Source organism: Janthinobacterium sp. CG_23.4, from assembly GCF_029892305.1.
In the GTDB taxonomy this organism is placed as follows: Bacteria; Pseudomonadota; Gammaproteobacteria; order Burkholderiales; family Burkholderiaceae_D; genus Janthinobacterium; species Janthinobacterium lividum_D.
Genome location: NZ_JARXUX010000001.1, coordinates 3364913 through 3380464 on the forward strand (window position 1 = coordinate 3364913; position 15552 = coordinate 3380464).

The following is a 15552-nucleotide window of genomic DNA, read 5'->3' on the forward strand; positions in this document are numbered from 1 at the left end:
TATTACTCGACCGCGAGAGCGATCACTGTCCCTGATTGGGTTTGAAAAATCAAATTCGAACCGGCGACGACGGGAGCCGAAACAATCGGACTACCATCGCTGCTGACACGACCTATTAATGCGCCATCTTCCCGTGACAGGAAGTGGATATAACCTTGATAGTCACCGACGGCGACGCTGCGGCCAAAAGAGGCCGGCGTCGACAGGCGGCGGCGCGCCAGCGCCTCATTCTTCCAGGCGCTCTGGCCGCCGTCGCGGCCGAACGCCACGACGGCGCCCTGGGCGTCGGCAGCAAACACGAAACGCTGATCGACGGCCACGCCCACATCGGACGAGATCGGCTTACTCCAGCGCGGCACGCCCGTGGCAGCATCGAAGCAGCCTGCCTTGCCCTGGTAAGTGACAGCGCACACTTCGCCCTCGAACACCACCGGCGTGCCGGCGATGTCGGAGACGCGCTCCAGTTCGGTAGCGCCGCGCGGTTCGCTGACCACAGTCTCCCAGCGTACCACACCGGTGGCAACCGTCAGTGCCAGCAGCTTGCCGCCTGGCTGAGCCACGTAGACATTCGCGCCGCCCAACACCATGCCCGGTGCATTGCGCAAGGTCAGTGCCGGCGTGGCGCGCTGCACCGTCCACTTGCGCTCGCCCGTCTTGGCATCAAAGCCGACGATGCGGTTGTCCACGCTGCGCACCACCACCACACCCTGCCCGACCACAGGCGCGGTGAGCACTTCACTCGACGCCTGCGCCGTCCACAGTTGCTTGCCATCAGCATCAAACGCCAGCACGGCGCCCTTGGCCGCGCCCACGACCACCAGTGCGCCGTCGCTGCCGGCGCTGGAGGTGATGTCGCTGCCGACCTTGATGCGCCACGTTTCACGCCCGCTGGCCGCATCCAGGCGCGCCAGCGCGCCATCGGCATTGACCACGTACAGGCTGTTACCGGCCAGTGCGGGCCGGAAGGCGTACACGCCAGCCTTGCCGATCGAATACTTCCAGGCGTCGCGCACGGCGATGCTCGATGTTATCTCCACCAGTTTGGCCGGTTCGACTTTCGGGTCTTTCGAGGCAAACGGATTCCAGGACGAGCAACCGGCCATCAGGGCCAACAGACTTGCAGCTACCAGCTTTTCAGTGACACGCATAAGTGTTATCCAACCTTTTTCTTGTACTTGTAAGGGCGAGGCAGGCGGCGCAAAACGCCGCATGGCCGTGCCATCAGTGTTCCTGTCAGGCGCCAGCCTTGTCAGCCTTGGCCTTGTCTTCCGGTACCGTGCCGCCTATCGCCTCCAGTTTCACCTGGATCAATTGACGCCCTGGATTGTTCTTGTCCGTCGCGGCCAGCGCGGCCAAGTAGGCCGTACGTGCATCGTCGAGCTTGTTTTGCGCCACCAGGATATCGCCCTTGCGGTCCGCCACGGCGCCGGCAAATTGCACCACGCTGGCCGTGGCCAGCACTTTCAGCGCTTCATCGTAGGCTTTTTCGTCCAGCAAGACACCGGCCAGGCGCAGCTTGGCGATGGCCTTGTACTCTTCCGTGCCATGCTCGGCAACCCATTGCAACTGGGTCTTGGCCGTTTTCAGGTCATTCGCGTCGAACGCCACCTTGGCCGCGCCCAGCGCGCTCATCTGCGCATACGCCGTGCCGCTGAAACGCGATTGCATGTCGCTGGCCGCGCGCATCACCTTGGCGGTGTCCTTGGCGGCGATGGCATTTTGCAGTTCGTCGTACAACTGACCGGCTTGCGCAGCCTGCGTGCGCTGGTAGTACTGCCAGCCAGCCCAGCCGCTGTAGCCAGCGAGCGCCACGATCAGGACCCAGGAGGTCAGATTGCCATTGCGCTGCCACCAGGCTTTGAGGGTTGCCAGTTGTTCTTGTTCTTCGTGATCGTATGCCATGGGTCGTCAGTTTTAATGAGTAGTTGATCGAGGATAGTACGGTCTTGCTTCAAATTAATGGTGGTGATGCACATGGCCGTCAGGGCCGTGATCGTGGCCGCAATCGTGGTCGCCGATGATCTGGTCGACCACGTAATCGACGACATCGTCGAACGGCACCGTGTTTTGCTGCGCGCCCGCATCGGCTTCGCGCATGGCTTTTACCGTAGCAACATTGTTGGCGATTTCATCGTCGCCCATGATCACCGCAAACGCCGCACCGCTGGCATCGGCCTTTTTCATTTGCGTCTTGAAGCTGCCGCCGCCATTGCTCGCTGCGCAATGTAGCACAACGTCGAGGCCCGCATCGCGAATCCGCTCGGCCAGTACGAACGCTTGCAAGCCTGCCTGCTCGCCCTGGTGCACCAGATACACGTCGCACTGCGCCGGCGCTTCCGGTTCCGCCGCATCCTTCATCAGCAGCACCAGGCGCTCGACGCCCATGCCAAAGCCGACGGCTGGCGTCGATTTGCCACCGAACATTTCCACCATGCCGTCATAGCGGCCACCGGCGCACACCGTGCCTTGCGCGCCCAGCTTGTCGCTGACCCACTCGAACACCGTGCGGTTGTAGTAATCGAGGCCGCGCACCAGGCGAGGATTGATGGTGAAGGGGATATTGTTGTGGTTCAAGATCTTCTGCACGCCATGGAAGTGCGCCAGCGATTCCTCGCCCAGGTAATCCAAAAGCTGAGGCGCGCCATTGACCAGGTCCTGCATGGCAGGATTTTTGGTGTCCAAAATGCGCAGCGGATTGCTGTGCAGGCGGCGCTTGGCTTCTTCGTCGAGCAGTTCGCTATGGCTTTCCAGATAGGCGATCAGGTCGGCGCGGTGGCGCAGGCGCTCGGCGGCGTCGCCGATCGAGTTCAGTTCCAGGCGAATGCCTTCCAGACCCAGGTCATCCCACAGGCGGCGCGACATCATGATGATCTCGGCATCGATATCCGGGCCCGTGAAACCGATGGCTTCCACGCCGAACTGGTGGAACTGGCGGTAACGACCTTTTTGCGGGCGCTCGTGACGGAACATCTGACCCTTGTACCACAGGCGTTTCGGGCCTTCGTAGACGAGGTTGTGCTCGACCACGGCGCGCACCACGCCAGCCGTGCCTTCCGGACGCAGGGTCAGGTTGTCGCCGTTCATCGAATCGGTGAACGAGTACATTTCCTTTTCCACGATGTCGGTCACGGCGCCGATGGCGCGCGCGAACAACTTCGTTTCTTCCACGATCGGCGTGCGGATCTGCTGGAAGCCATAGCTTTGCAGCACGGATTGCGCCGTATTTTCAAACAATTCCCACAACGGGGCATCGGCGGGCAGCACATCATTCATGCCTTTCACGCCTGTAATTTTCTCTGCTTTTTTATTTTCGGACATGGTGTTCTTCTTTGCTTTTCATTTTTTCGCGTAAGGAGTCCAGGCTTGCAAGCCTAGACCGCTACGCTGGCGAGCGACATGTCGCTCGAAACCCCAGCTACGCCGTAATGGGTTTTAACATAATTGAGGACGATGTCCTGGAATTCTTCGACGATGCGTTCGCCGCGCAGGGTGACGACTTTTTCGCCATCGACAAAGACCGGCGCGGCCGGTGATTCTCCGGTGCCGGGCAAGCTGATGCCGATGTTTGCATGCTTCGATTCGCCGGGACCGTTGACGATGCAGCCCATGACGGCCACGTTCATCGCTTCCACGCCCGGATACAACTTTTTCCATTCCGGCATCTGCTCGCGCAGATACGTCTGGATGTTGTCGGCCAATTCCTGGAACGTGGTCGACGTCGTGCGGCCACAGCCCGGGCAGGCGATGACCATGGGCGCGAACTTGCGCAAGCCCATGGTTTGCAAAATTTCCTGGCCGACGATCACTTCGCGCGTGCGGTCGCCGCCAGGCTCTGGCGTGAGCGAAATACGGATGGTGTCGCCGATGCCCTCTTGCAGCAGCACGGACAAGGCCGCCGTCGAGGCGACGATACCCTTGCTGCCCATGCCCGCTTCTGTCAGGCCCAGGTGCAGCGGATAGTCGCAGCGCTGCGACAGTTCGCGATACACGGCGATCAAATCTTGTACGCCGGACACTTTACACGACAAAATAATCTTGTCGCGTCCCAGGCCCAGCTCCTCGGCACGCACGGCGTTTTCAATCGCCGACGTCACCAGCGCTTCATACATGACCGCTTGCGCCGGCCAAGGCTCGCTGCGGCCCGCGTTTTCATCCATGATGCGCGCCAGCAAGGCTTGATCCAGGCTACCCCAGTTCACGCCGATACGCACCGGCTTGTCGTACTTGCACGCCGCTTCAATCATTTGCGCAAATTGCGTATCGCGCTTGGCGCCCTTGCCCACGTTGCCCGGATTGATGCGATACTTCGACAGCGCGCGCGCACAATCGGGGTAATCGTTCAACAGGGTATGGCCGTTGTAATGGAAGTCGCCCACCAACGGCACGTCGACGCCCATCTTGTCGAGCTGCTCGCGAATGTACGGCACGGCGGCAGCCGCTTCCGGACGGTCCACCGTCAGGCGCACCAGCTCCGAGCCGGCACGCGCCAGTTCCTTGATCTGTATCGCCGTGCCGATGGCATCGGCCGTATCCGTGTTCGTCATCGACTGCACCACCACGGGGGCATCGCCGCCCACCCAGATCTGACGCTGGCCGTGTGCGATCAACACCTTGCGGCTGTCGCGCCGGACAGAAGGACCGGAGCCGATCGCTGTTTTCGAGGTAGCCATAATATTATCTTGTGAGTTTGCTTATTTAAACTACTTGCTTGAACGACTAATATCAACACTTGGCCGATGTTTTTTAAGCATTACTTAATGCTCACGCGCGAAATGGTGCCACCGGCCACGGTCGGCAAATCGAGCTTGGCGCCGCGCAACGTTGCCTGCACAACACCTGGCTTACCCACTACCAGGGTGGCCGGGCCGGTGATATCGAACGTTTCCGTGCTGCCAGCCTTGACCATGCGCGCAATCAGCGGCGTACTGCCAGGGCGGCGGATCTCGACCCAGGAATCCTGCTCCACCTTCAACACCAGCGCATTCGCGCCCACGGCAGCGCCAGCATCGGCAGGCAGCGCCGCAGGCATCACAACAGCAGATGCCGGCACAGGCGCCGAAGCGACGCTGGCGGCGGGAGCGCCCGTCTGCGTATCGTTGCCCGGCGGTGGCGGCACGGAAATCAGCGGTACCGATGGCGCTTGCACCGGCGTCAAGTCCTGGCCCGGCTTGATCAAGGTCGTTTCCACAGGGACCACGTCCGCCTGCGCGACTTCTTTCCCGGCATGCGAGGGCAGCACGTTGGTCGGCACATAGCCAAACTTGTAGGCACCAAAGGCGGCGGCGACGACCACGGCCACGGCGCCGGCGATCCAGAGGGACGCCTGGCTCGACGAGCGCTGCGTCATAGACGGGAAGCGCGATTCGGAAAACGTGGCGGAAATTTCACGCCGCACGGGCGTGGCGGCCTCTTGCACCGGCGCCGGATGGACTTCGATCATGGCGACCAGCGGCGCTGCGTCGAGACGCACCACCTTGGCGTAGGCGCGCACGAAACCGCGCACCACGGCCACGTTCGGCAAGGCTGCCATGTCACCCGCTTCCAGCGCGATCACTTGGCGTGGCGCCAGTTTGAGCTGGTCGGCCACCTGCTCCACAGGCCAGCCCAGCGCTTCGCGCTGCGCCTTCAACTGTGCGCCTGCCAGCGCGAGATTGCCCTGGGGCTGCTGCTGAGGCGTTTCTGCCCGCTCTGAATTCATTGGTATCCCTGTCTCACTCATCAAACGCCCCATTTTGATAAGCAGCATATTCGGGGGAGCCGGAATGGTGGTGGCGCAAATGCGCCGCCAGGCCAGCTTCCGCACCCGCATCCCCGAGCTTATGCTGCACCTTGATCCCGAGCCACAGCACATCGGCCGTCTGGCTCTCCATTGTCGCTACTTTACCGAGCCGCTCAAGATAATGCGCCGCTTGTCGGTAGTCTTGCTGTTGGTAATACACGCGCACCAGGCCGACATACGTCATTGCCGCGGCAGGTGCGATGCGCTCCGCCTTGCGCCAATAATCAGCGGCGCGCCGGTAATCGTTGATGCGCAAGCTGCACGTCGCCGCATTATGCAGCGCCAGCTCAGGCGTGCCATAGGCGACATCTCGCAATGCGGCATCAAAATACGCCAACGACTGCGCCGCGCGCCCGGTCTGGCACAAAAACTGGCCATAATTATTGCTCAACTCGGGATTGTGGGGCGCAAGGCGCATTGCGTAAAGAAAATCTTTTTCAGCCGCATCAGCTTGGTGCAGGGCAGCAAGAACCAGCGCACGCATGCCGAGCGCTTGGGCATTGCCCGGCAGCAGCTGCACCGCCTGCTCCGCTTCGACCAAAGCCACCCCATACTGCGCTTGCCCATAATAGGCGCTGGCCAACTGCAAGCGCAAGTCGGCGCGCTGCGAGGCAGATGCAGATGCAGCTTGCCCCGTGTCTGCGGTGGAAGCACAGCCGGCCAGCAGCACGCCCAGGCTGACAACAGCCACGGCAAGTACGCCAGGATAAGCCATGCCTCCCCGCATCAGGAGCGGATCTCCACGATCTTGCCAAAGTTGGCGCCAAATTTCTGCTGATACTCAGTCATTTTTTCCATGCGCTCCTGGACCCGCGTACGGTCTTTCACTTCGCCCGCCAACTGGCCGCAAGCGGCATCGATATCGTCGCCGCGCGTCTTGCGCACGGTGGTGATGATGCCGCCATCCATCAGCACTTGGGCAAACGCCTTGATGCGTGGGTTTTTCGAGCGGAACAGACCCGACTCGGGGAAGGGATTGAAGGGAATCAGGTTGAACTTGCAGTTCACGCCGAACTCGCGGTCTTGCACCAGCGCCAGCAATTCGCGCGCGTGCTCGTCGCTGTCATTGACGCCGTCGAGCATGCAGTACTCGAAGGTGATGAAATCGCGCGGAGCAAATTCCAGGTAGCGCTTGCAAGCTGCCATCAATTCCTTCAACGGGTATTTCTTATTGAGTGGAATCAAGCCATCGCGCAGCACATCATTCGAGGCGTGCAGCGAGACGGCCAAGGCCACCGGCACTTCCTGCGACAGCTTGTCCATCATCGGCACCACGCCCGAGGTCGAGAGGGTCACGCGGCGGCGCGACAGGCCGTAGGCGTTGTCGTCGAGCATCAATTTCAGGGCTGTGACGGTCGGCTCAAAATTGAGCAGGGGCTCGCCCATGCCCATCATCACCACGTTGGTAATCTGGCGCTCGCCTTTCGGGCCCGGCTCGATACCCTTGGTGCGGCGCAATTCGAATTCCGCCATCCACAGCTGGCCTATGATTTCGCCGACACTGAGGTTGCGGTTGAAGCCTTGCTTGCCCGTCGAGCAGAAACGGCAGTTCACGGCGCAGCCGGCCTGGGTCGAGATGCACAGGGTGCCGCGGTTTTCTTCCGGAATGAACACGGTTTCCACGGCATTGCCATTACCCACGTCGACCAGCCATTTGCGCGTACCGTCCGTCGACGTGTGGTCGCTGATGATGGCCGGGGCGCGCACTTCGGCGCGCGTGGCCAGCTTGTCGCGCAGCGACTTGGCCAAGTCCGTCATGGCGTCGAAATCGGAAGCGCCGAACTGATGTATCCAGCGCTGCAATTGTTTTGCACGAAACGGTTTCTCTCCCAACTCGGCGCAGTAGGCGATGAGTTGCGCGGGATCAAAATCCAGCAAGTTGGTGAGGGTCGTCGTATGCATGATCAGGTCTATTCTAAAAATCCGTCCCCGCGCGCATCAGGAGCCAACAGCACCACAGCGCAGCGGGAACAGGGGGTGATAAGTTATTTCACAGATAACGCCAGGAAATAACGTTATCTAAGGCAATTAAGCCTTCAGTTCTGGGAAGAAGTAAGCGATTTCCACTTGACCAGCTTCGACAGCGTCGGAACCGTGTACGGCGTTAGCGTCGATCGAATCGGCGAAATCGGCGCGGATCGTGCCTTTTTCTGCTTTCTTCGGATCGGTCGCGCCCATCAGGTCACGGTGGGCCAGAACGGCGTTTTCGCCTTCCAGAGCTTGGATCATGACTGGACCGGAAACCATGAAGTCGACCAGATCCTTGAAGAAGCCGCGCTCTTTGTGCGCTGCGTAGAAGCCTTCAGCTTGTTCGCGCGACAATTGGGTCATGCGTGCTGCAACGATTTTCAGGCCAGCGTTTTCAAAACGGGTATAGATTTGACCGATGACGTTTTTTGCAACTGCGTCTGGTTTGATGATCGACAGGGTGCGTTCGATTGCCATGTGTGAAAACTCCAATAAAAGTAAGGTTAAAACGATAAATTGATAACTCAATCAACCTTTGATTTTACCATACTCCACCCCATATCACCCAGACAGGCGGGCCATCATCTTCCGCCCTGGCTGAGTTTAATGCAATCTTAAGCTGGTTTTTTTGCAAAAATCGGACGCCATGCTATCCTTAGCCAAGGAAGTAATTTGAATTGACAACACGGAGGCACTATGAATCAGAACATGCAACGCACCTTTGACCTGTCGGGCAGCATGCAGCAAGTCCGCCACCAGGTCTTGCGCAACACTTACTGGCTGCTGGCACTGTCCATGATACCGACCGTGCTGGGCGCCTTCATCGGCGTACAAATGCATTTGCCGATGCTGACCGGCGGCATGGGCTTCATCATCTTCATGGCCGTCGCATTCGGCTTCATGTACGCGATTGAAAAGACCAAGAACTCGGGCCTTGGCGTCGCCGTCCTGCTGGGCTTTACCTTCTTCATGGGCTTGATGCTCACGCCCATCCTGACGCGCACGCTCGGCTACTCGAACGGCGGCATGCTCATTATGACGGCGTTCGGCGGCACGGCCACTATCCTGGCCGTCATGGCGACCATCGCCACGGTATCGAAGCGCGACTTCTCGGCCATGGGCAAATGGTTGTTCGCCGGTGTGATCGTGCTGATCCTGGCATCGGTGGCAAACATTTTCCTGGGCCTGTCGGCACTGTCGATCGTGATCTCCGTGGTCGCCATCGCCATCTTCTCGGCTTACATCCTGTATGACGTGCAGCAAATCATCAACGGTGGCGAGACCAATTACATCTCGGCCACCCTGCGCATCTACCTGGACGTGTACAACATCTTCACCAGCCTGCTGTCCTTGCTGGGCTTGGCCGGCGGTAGCCGCGACTAAGCACTGAGATTGACACAGCATTGACACAGCAAAAAGCCGACCTGCGGGTCGGCTTTTTTACGCCTGTAACATCGCTCGATCTCCCCATCGAGCATCGGGACCACGCTCAAAAGTCGTGCTTGGCCGGATACGCGCTGTAAAAATCGTTATTCCATTTGAAATTGGTAAACGCCACGGTAAGGGAAATATCGAGCGCTTCGACAAAATGCCAGCAACCGACGGGCAAGAACAGGATCTCGCCCGGCGCCAGCACGCATTCGCGCACCTGGACCTCGGCCATCAGCGGATAGCGCTGCAAGTCGATGTCGCGCCCATCGACGGGCGTAAAGCAGTGACGCTGGTTGTACACGCGCGCCACCTCGCAGGCAGCCATGATGCGCAGCCGCTTGCGCCCTTTTACCTGTGCCATGAAATTGTTCGTCAGGTCGTGGTGGAATGGCGTCACCGTGCCGGCAGGACCGAACCATAAAAAGCCCTCGGGTTCGCCATCGCGCTTCAGGTATTGAGGCAACTGGCCGATATCGTCCCACAACTCGCGCAAGGCTTGCCGGTTCTGCGAATTATTGTTGGCCGTCATGTAGAAATCATTACTCCTGCCGCTGCCCTCGACCAGGCTGACGTATTCGCCAAACGCCATCTTGCGCTTGTGCGCCACGCTATTCATTTCGTACTGGGCGTCCGCTTCACGCCCGAACTGCACTTCCACCTCGCGCTGCGCGTAGTGCTCGAGAAAATAGGCCGGAGTCCATTTGTCCATGGCGGGCCAGTCGTCCATCATGCCGGTGATGATCACGGGCTGGTTGGTGGCATAGTATTCATCCAAAAATGCCTGTGCGGACAACTTGTCGCGGCGGGCAATCTCGGTCGGGCGCAGCTGATTCAGCTTGCGCTGGATGTCGAGCACCCAGTCGCGCTTGGCCAGCCGATTCGACAAACGCACGGCGCCCGCCAGATAGGGGCTGTGCAGTGCCAGCGCCACTTCGCGGCGCGCCAAGCCTTCCGCGATGCCGGCCTGTTGCAGCACCGGCAACAGGGCCGATGGATGACTGCCCAGCATAAGGTTTTCCGCGATCCAGCTGCGCCACTCGCGACTCAGCTCCTCCGACTGCTTGTTCACTCCCAATGTCGATACCGCCGCCATCGCCTGCCTCCTGTCTGCATATAAGAATAAACGGCCGGACAGCATGGCTATCCGGCCGCGTCTTAGGCTAGCTCAGCATTACCGCACCTTCCACACCTCGGTGGCCAGCACGCCATTCGCATCGCCATCGAGTTCCCACGAGAACGCGCCGCGCAAGCCCTGGTCCTTGACGTATTTCACCTTGGTGCCGATGACGGTCGGATCATCATAGCTCCACCACTGGCCGCCCACCCCCGTGTACAGGTACAACTGCTTGGTTACAGGGTGGTAGTAACGCGTGCCGCTCTTGGCGACGAGGATTTTGTAGTCCTCGATACCCGACTCGTACGTGCCCGGCGCCATGCCGGTGGCCGCCTGGTACAAGCCATCGCCGTTCGGCCCCGGTGCGACGCCCTTCCAGCCACGGCCATAGAACGGTATGCCGAGCAGCAATTTGTCGCGCGGCACACCGGCAGCAATCATGTACTGCACCGCCTTGTCGCCCACGTATTCGCGCGCCATGCCGGTCGACGGATCGGCAGGATCGGCAAACAGCTGGGCATTGAAGTTGGTGCTCGTTTCCCAGCCACCGTGGAAGTCGTAAGTCATCAGGTTGATCCAGTCCATATACTGCGAGTACAGGGCCGGCTCGGTGTTGTCGATCTTGTCCTTGCCCGCACCGACAGCGGCGGTCAACAGGTAGCGCTTGCCATTGGCGGCACCGAGCGCATCGAGCTGGCTGCGAAATTCCGCCATCAGCAAAGTAAAGTTGCGCTTGTCGTTGGGGCTGACCGTGTTATACGGCTGGCCGCCGCCCACCGGGTATTCCCAATCGATGTCGATGCCGTCAAAGATATTGGCCGCCGCACCCACGCCACCGCGCCCGCCCTGCAGCGGCAGATTGCCCTTGATGTAGATATCGATGCAGGAACGCACCATCTGCTTGCGCAGCGCATCGGTGGCGGAACCGACGGAGAAGTTCTTCGACCAGCTCCAGCCACCCAAGGAAATGAACAACTTGAGGTTCGGGTGCGCCGCCTTGAGTTTCTTCAGCTGCAGGAAGTTGCCCGACAAGGGAGCGTCCCAGGCAATCGCCTGGCCATCGACGGTGCGCTTGGGCGTGCGGATGTAGTCGGCCTCGGCATCGCCGCCCGTGCCCGCGTCCGGCGAATTCGGATTCGTCGCGCCCGGCTCCGTCTTGGTGATCATGGCGCATTCATAACCGCCGTTTTTCGGATAGATATTGCCGAAAGCGTAGTTGATGAAGGTCAGCTTGTCGGCCACGCCGCTCGTATGCACGTTCGCCACTTCATAGTCACGGCCATACACGCCCCACTGCGCGAAGTAGGAACCCACTTCGCGCCCGGTTGGGGTTGGGGTTGGGGTCGGGGTTGGGGTTGGGGTTGGGGTTGGGGTTGGGGTTGGGGTTGGGGTTGGGGTTGGGGTTGGGGTTGGGGTTGGGGTTGGGGTTGGGGTTGGGGTTGGGGTTGGCGTCGGGGTTGGGGTCGGGGTTGGCGTCGGCGTCGGGGTTGGTGTCGGCGTGGCGCTGCAGATCTCTTGGCTGATCCATGGCTTGCCCGTACCGGCGGCGCCGCTACTGGTGGACGGATTGTTGCCCTGCGTCCAGTAGTTGGCGCGGTAATTCGTACCTGCATAGCTAACGATGGCACCCGCGCTGTAAGCCGTGCCAGCCGCCCACGGCAGCGCGCAGGTGCCGCCGGTGGGCGTTGGCGTTGGCGTTGGCGTTGGCGTTGGCGTTGGCGTTGGCGTTGGCGTGGGTGTTGGTGTTGGTGTTGGTGTTGGTGTTGGTGTGGGTGTTGGCGTGGGTGTTGGCGTGGGTGTTGGTGTGGGCGTCGGCGTGGTGCCGCCGTCGCAGCTGCCGCCGGCGCTCCACAGGCTAGGTGAGGACACGGGATTCCAACCAGAACCCACATGGTCGGTTTGCGTCACCAAGGCCGTGTAGTTAGCGCCCAGGTAAGTGACCACCGCACCGGCGTTGTAGGTGCCGCCCTCTTGCCACGGCACGCACGCGAGCACCGCACTGGCCGCCAGCAATTGCGAGCCTGCGGGCGCGCTGGCATCACCACCGCCGCCACATGCCGCCAGCACGCCACCGCTGGCCAGACATACCATCATATTCCTGATTGTTTTTTTGATTAGTAAATTTTCCACGCTGTCTCCTGTTCAGGTTTGCGGAAATACCACTCTGCTTCGTCAATAGCTACCCTTGATCTGTAATGCCGTTCAGTTAGTGTGTTAGTGATGCTATTTTTAGCCCAAGAACTAGGACAGGGGTCGGACCCTGAGGGTCCGACCCCAGCTCTTTGCCTCTGGGGTTAGCGAATTTACTGGCGCTCATAAATCACGCCAAAACCCTTAACTGAACGGCATTAACCCTTGATCTGTTTTTTTTCAGTTGCGAGCACAGCATGGTGCTGAAAAAATAGGCGGTCAAGTGGTTTTAAAGTGGCATCAAAGTGAGCAATACCACTTCGCGCGAAAAGCGCAGCGGCGCATGCCGACGGCGTGTTGTCCTACTGGACAATGAAAAACCGACAGGGGGAGGATGAAAAAAGACGCTGCATCAGGAAAAGCCAGACCAGTTTTATAACACGCTGCAAGTGGTATTGCGTCAGCTTGCTGCACCGCCAAATACGGCAACGGCGGGTGCCTGCCTGGCCACCCGCCGTGTTTTCATGCTTATTGCGCCAGATCAAACACTGCCATCGACTCCACGTGCGAGGTGTGCGGGAACATATTGACCACGCCCGCCTTGCTCAGCACATAGCCCGCTTCCAGCGCCAGGATGCCGGCGTCGCGCGCCAGGGTCGATGGGCTGCAGGACACATAGACGATGCGCTTCGGCAGCATGTCCGGACGCACTTGCGACAAGCCCACCAAAGCCTGGCACAGCGCCATGGCACCATCGCGCGGCGGGTCGACGAGGATGCGGTCGAACTTGCCCAGCGCAATCAGGTCGTCTGTTGTCACTTCAAACAAATTGCGCGTCGAGAACGAGGTTTTTTCCGCCAAGCCATTGGCCAGGGCGTTTTCCAGCGCCCTCTCAGTGAGCGTGGTGCTGCCTTCGATACCCACCACCTCGCGGCCCTGCGTGGCCAGCGGCAAGGTGAAATTACCGAGGCCGCAAAACAGGTCGGCCACGCGGTCGGTCGGCTGCACTTCCAGCAAACGCAGCGCTTTCGACACCAGCACGCGATTGATGTGGTGGTTTACTTGCGTAAAATCGACGGGCTTGAATGGCATCTTGACGCCGAATTCAGGCAGCAGATAGTGCAATTGCTTATCCAGCGGATAGAAGGGCACGGCAGTTTCCGGGCCTTTGACTTGCAGCCACCATTGCACGCCGTAAGCGTCGGCAAAGGCCTTCAATGTCGTTTCGTCGTCCGCCGTCAATGGCGCCATGATGCGCAAGACCATGGCCGTGACGTCTTCGCCCACGGCCAGCTCGATCTGCGGCATCTGCTCGAAGATGGACAGCGAACCGATCAGCGCGCGCAGCGGCAGCAGCATGGCAGAGATGTGCGGCGGCAAGATTTCGCAGCTATCCATATCGGCGACGAAAGCCGATTTCTTTTCATGGAAGCCAACCAGCACGGCGTCTTTCTTCTTGACATGACGCACGGACAGGCGCGCGCGGTAGCGGTAGCCCCACGTCGGGCCGTACATGGGGCGCATGATATTTTGCGGACGCACCTTGCCGATATGCCACAAGTTATCTTCCAGCACGCGCTGCTTGATCGCCACCTGCGCCGATGGCTCCAGATGCTGCATGGAGCAGCCACCGCAGTTGTCGAAATGCTTGCATTTTGGCGTCACGCGCATCGCTGATTCGCGGTGCAGCGCCGTCATGCGGGCCATCTCCCAGTTCTTCTTTTTCTTGAACGTCACAAAGCTGACGCGCTCTCCCGGCAATGCGCCTTCGACAAACACGACCTTGCCCGGCGAGCCGTCTTCGTTCTCAATATGGCCAACGCCACGGGCGTCCATGTCGAGCGATTTGATTTCGATGATATTTTCTTGCATAGCGATCAATAGGTAAGAGTGGGCCAGGACGCAGGGCCGCGCTGGAACTTGAAACAATAGGGAAAGGTCAGGCGCCGCGAGCGGGGCGTATGATAGCAGATCGCGACAGGCAAAAGCCGCTCAAGCCCGCACCGGGCAGCAAGCCTGAGAAAATGCGCAGGGCAAGGCGCGTGGCCGAAGACAGTACGCCAGTACGGCGAGGCCATGCAACGCCGCCGATGCGTTTTATCAGACTTGCTACAGTAAGGAATCGCGCACCACGCCGCGTGCCGCCATGGCCCGTTTAAGCTTGATCAAGGCTTCCTGCTGGATTTGGCGTACGCGCTCGCGCGTCACGCCCATTTCCTCGGCCAGCGTTTCCAGCGTCGCCGGATCGTCGTTGTCGAGGCCGAAACGGCGCATGATGACCACACGCTGCTTGTCGGGCAGCTTGGTCAGCCAGTCACGCACCAGCAGCGTCATTTCATGGTGTTCCGCGCGCGCATCGGGGCAGTCTTCTCTGGCGCCGGGCAACATGTCCATCAGGGAAGACTGCGGATCGTTATCGAGCGGCGCGTCGAGCGAGGTGGCATGTTCGGACAGGGCCAGGATATCCTGCACTTCTTCGACGGGACGCCCCACCAGGTGCGCAATGTCTTCCGCGCTGGCATCCTTGCCATCGTGGTGCTGGGCTTCCAGATGGTATTTGGCGCGCAAAATTTGATTCAGTTCGCGCACCATGTGCACGGGCAGGCGCACCGTGCGTGCCTGGTTCATGATGGCGCGCTCGATGCTCTGGCGTATCCACCAAGTGGCGTAGGTGGAAAAGCGAAAACCGCGCTCGGGCTCGAACTTGTCGATGGCCCGCATCAGGCCGATATTGCCCTCCTCGATCATGTCGAGCAAGACCACGCCGCGGTTGATGTAATGCTTGGCGATCGACACAACCAGGCGCAGGTTGTGCTCGATCATGATTTGCCGCGCTTCGAACGTGCCCTGCTTGGCGAGGGTGGCGTAATGGACCTCTTGCAGCGCAGTCAGCAGCGGTCGCGTGCCGATTTGGTTCAAATAGTGCTGCGTGGTGTCGGTCGACAGCTCGGCCGCCAGCACCTTCTTCAGTTCCTCCACACTTTCGACCAGCACGCTGACGCCGGCCACCTCGCCGCGCTCGGCCGCGTCGACGGCATCAATGGCGTCGAGCTCGCCGACGTCGTCGGCCGCGTCTTCGGGCAATTCCTGCTCATCATCGAGCTGATCGTGCGGCGCGTGTGTCATTGCT

Annotated in this window: 13 protein-coding genes; 1 reads left to right on the forward strand and 12 read right to left on the reverse strand. The window is 60.2% G+C overall.

The window, feature by feature from the left end; genetic code table 11:
* Positions 1-2 precede the first annotated feature (2 nt).
* The 8 genes from bamB to ndk form a co-directional block, all read right to left on the reverse strand.
* A complete protein-coding gene (gene bamB, locus H4V96_RS15135; protein WP_196855874.1) occupies positions 3-1148 on the reverse strand; it encodes an outer membrane protein assembly factor BamB in 1146 nt (381 codons plus the stop codon).
* Between the two features lie 85 nt (positions 1149-1233).
* A complete protein-coding gene (locus H4V96_RS15140) occupies positions 1234-1902 on the reverse strand; it encodes a tetratricopeptide repeat protein (RefSeq protein ID WP_196855875.1) in 669 nt (222 codons plus the stop codon).
* A 54-nt stretch (positions 1903-1956) separates the two neighbouring features.
* Positions 1957-3318 (reverse strand): histidine--tRNA ligase, encoded by a 1362-nt coding sequence (gene hisS, locus H4V96_RS15145; RefSeq protein WP_010399877.1) that lies wholly within the window; start codon positions 3316-3318, stop codon positions 1957-1959.
* Positions 3319-3371: 53 nt separating this feature from the next.
* Complete coding sequence (gene ispG / locus H4V96_RS15150; RefSeq protein WP_196855876.1) at positions 3372-4670, reverse strand: flavodoxin-dependent (E)-4-hydroxy-3-methylbut-2-enyl-diphosphate synthase; 1299 nt, start codon at positions 4668-4670, stop codon at positions 3372-3374.
* 80 nt (positions 4671-4750) lie between these two features.
* Positions 4751-5698, reverse strand: a complete 948-nt coding sequence (locus tag H4V96_RS15155; RefSeq protein ID WP_196855877.1) for a RodZ domain-containing protein — start codon at positions 5696-5698, stop codon at positions 4751-4753.
* A 13-nt stretch (positions 5699-5711) separates the two neighbouring features.
* Positions 5712-6494: a type IV pilus biogenesis/stability protein PilW gene (gene pilW, locus H4V96_RS15160; protein WP_280721036.1), complete on the reverse strand. Its 783-nt coding sequence runs from the start codon at positions 6492-6494 to the stop codon at positions 5712-5714.
* Positions 6495-6505: 11 nt separating this feature from the next.
* Positions 6506-7681, reverse strand: coding sequence for a 23S rRNA (adenine(2503)-C(2))-methyltransferase RlmN (gene rlmN / locus H4V96_RS15165; RefSeq protein ID WP_010399882.1), 1176 nt, complete (start codon positions 7679-7681; stop codon positions 6506-6508).
* Between the two features lie 126 nt (positions 7682-7807).
* Entirely contained in the window at positions 7808-8224 is a 417-nt protein-coding gene (gene ndk / locus H4V96_RS15170) for a nucleoside-diphosphate kinase (RefSeq protein ID WP_010399883.1), read from the reverse strand.
* Positions 8225-8443: 219 nt separating this feature from the next.
* On the opposite strand from ndk, the gene H4V96_RS15175 reads away from it, so the two are divergent.
* Positions 8444-9130, forward strand: coding sequence for a Bax inhibitor-1/YccA family protein (locus tag H4V96_RS15175; RefSeq protein WP_010399884.1), 687 nt, complete (start codon positions 8444-8446; stop codon positions 9128-9130).
* A 106-nt stretch (positions 9131-9236) separates the two neighbouring features.
* On the opposite strand, the gene H4V96_RS15180 is transcribed toward H4V96_RS15175, so the two are convergent.
* The 4 genes from H4V96_RS15180 to rpoS all read right to left on the reverse strand — a co-directional run bounded on the left by H4V96_RS15180 (position 9237) and on the right by rpoS (position 15548).
* Positions 9237-10271 (reverse strand): cupin-like domain-containing protein, encoded by a 1035-nt coding sequence (locus H4V96_RS15180; RefSeq protein ID WP_280721037.1) that lies wholly within the window; start codon positions 10269-10271, stop codon positions 9237-9239.
* Between the two features lie 78 nt (positions 10272-10349).
* A complete protein-coding gene (locus H4V96_RS15185; RefSeq protein WP_280721190.1) occupies positions 10350-12383 on the reverse strand; it encodes a glycosyl hydrolase family 18 protein in 2034 nt (677 codons plus the stop codon).
* 567 nt (positions 12384-12950) lie between these two features.
* Positions 12951-14294 (reverse strand): 23S rRNA (uracil(1939)-C(5))-methyltransferase RlmD, encoded by a 1344-nt coding sequence (gene rlmD, locus H4V96_RS15190; protein WP_010399887.1) that lies wholly within the window; start codon positions 14292-14294, stop codon positions 12951-12953.
* Between the two features lie 237 nt (positions 14295-14531).
* Entirely contained in the window at positions 14532-15548 is a 1017-nt protein-coding gene (rpoS, locus tag H4V96_RS15195; RefSeq protein ID WP_196855880.1) for an RNA polymerase sigma factor RpoS, read from the reverse strand.
* Positions 15549-15552 lie beyond the last annotated feature (4 nt).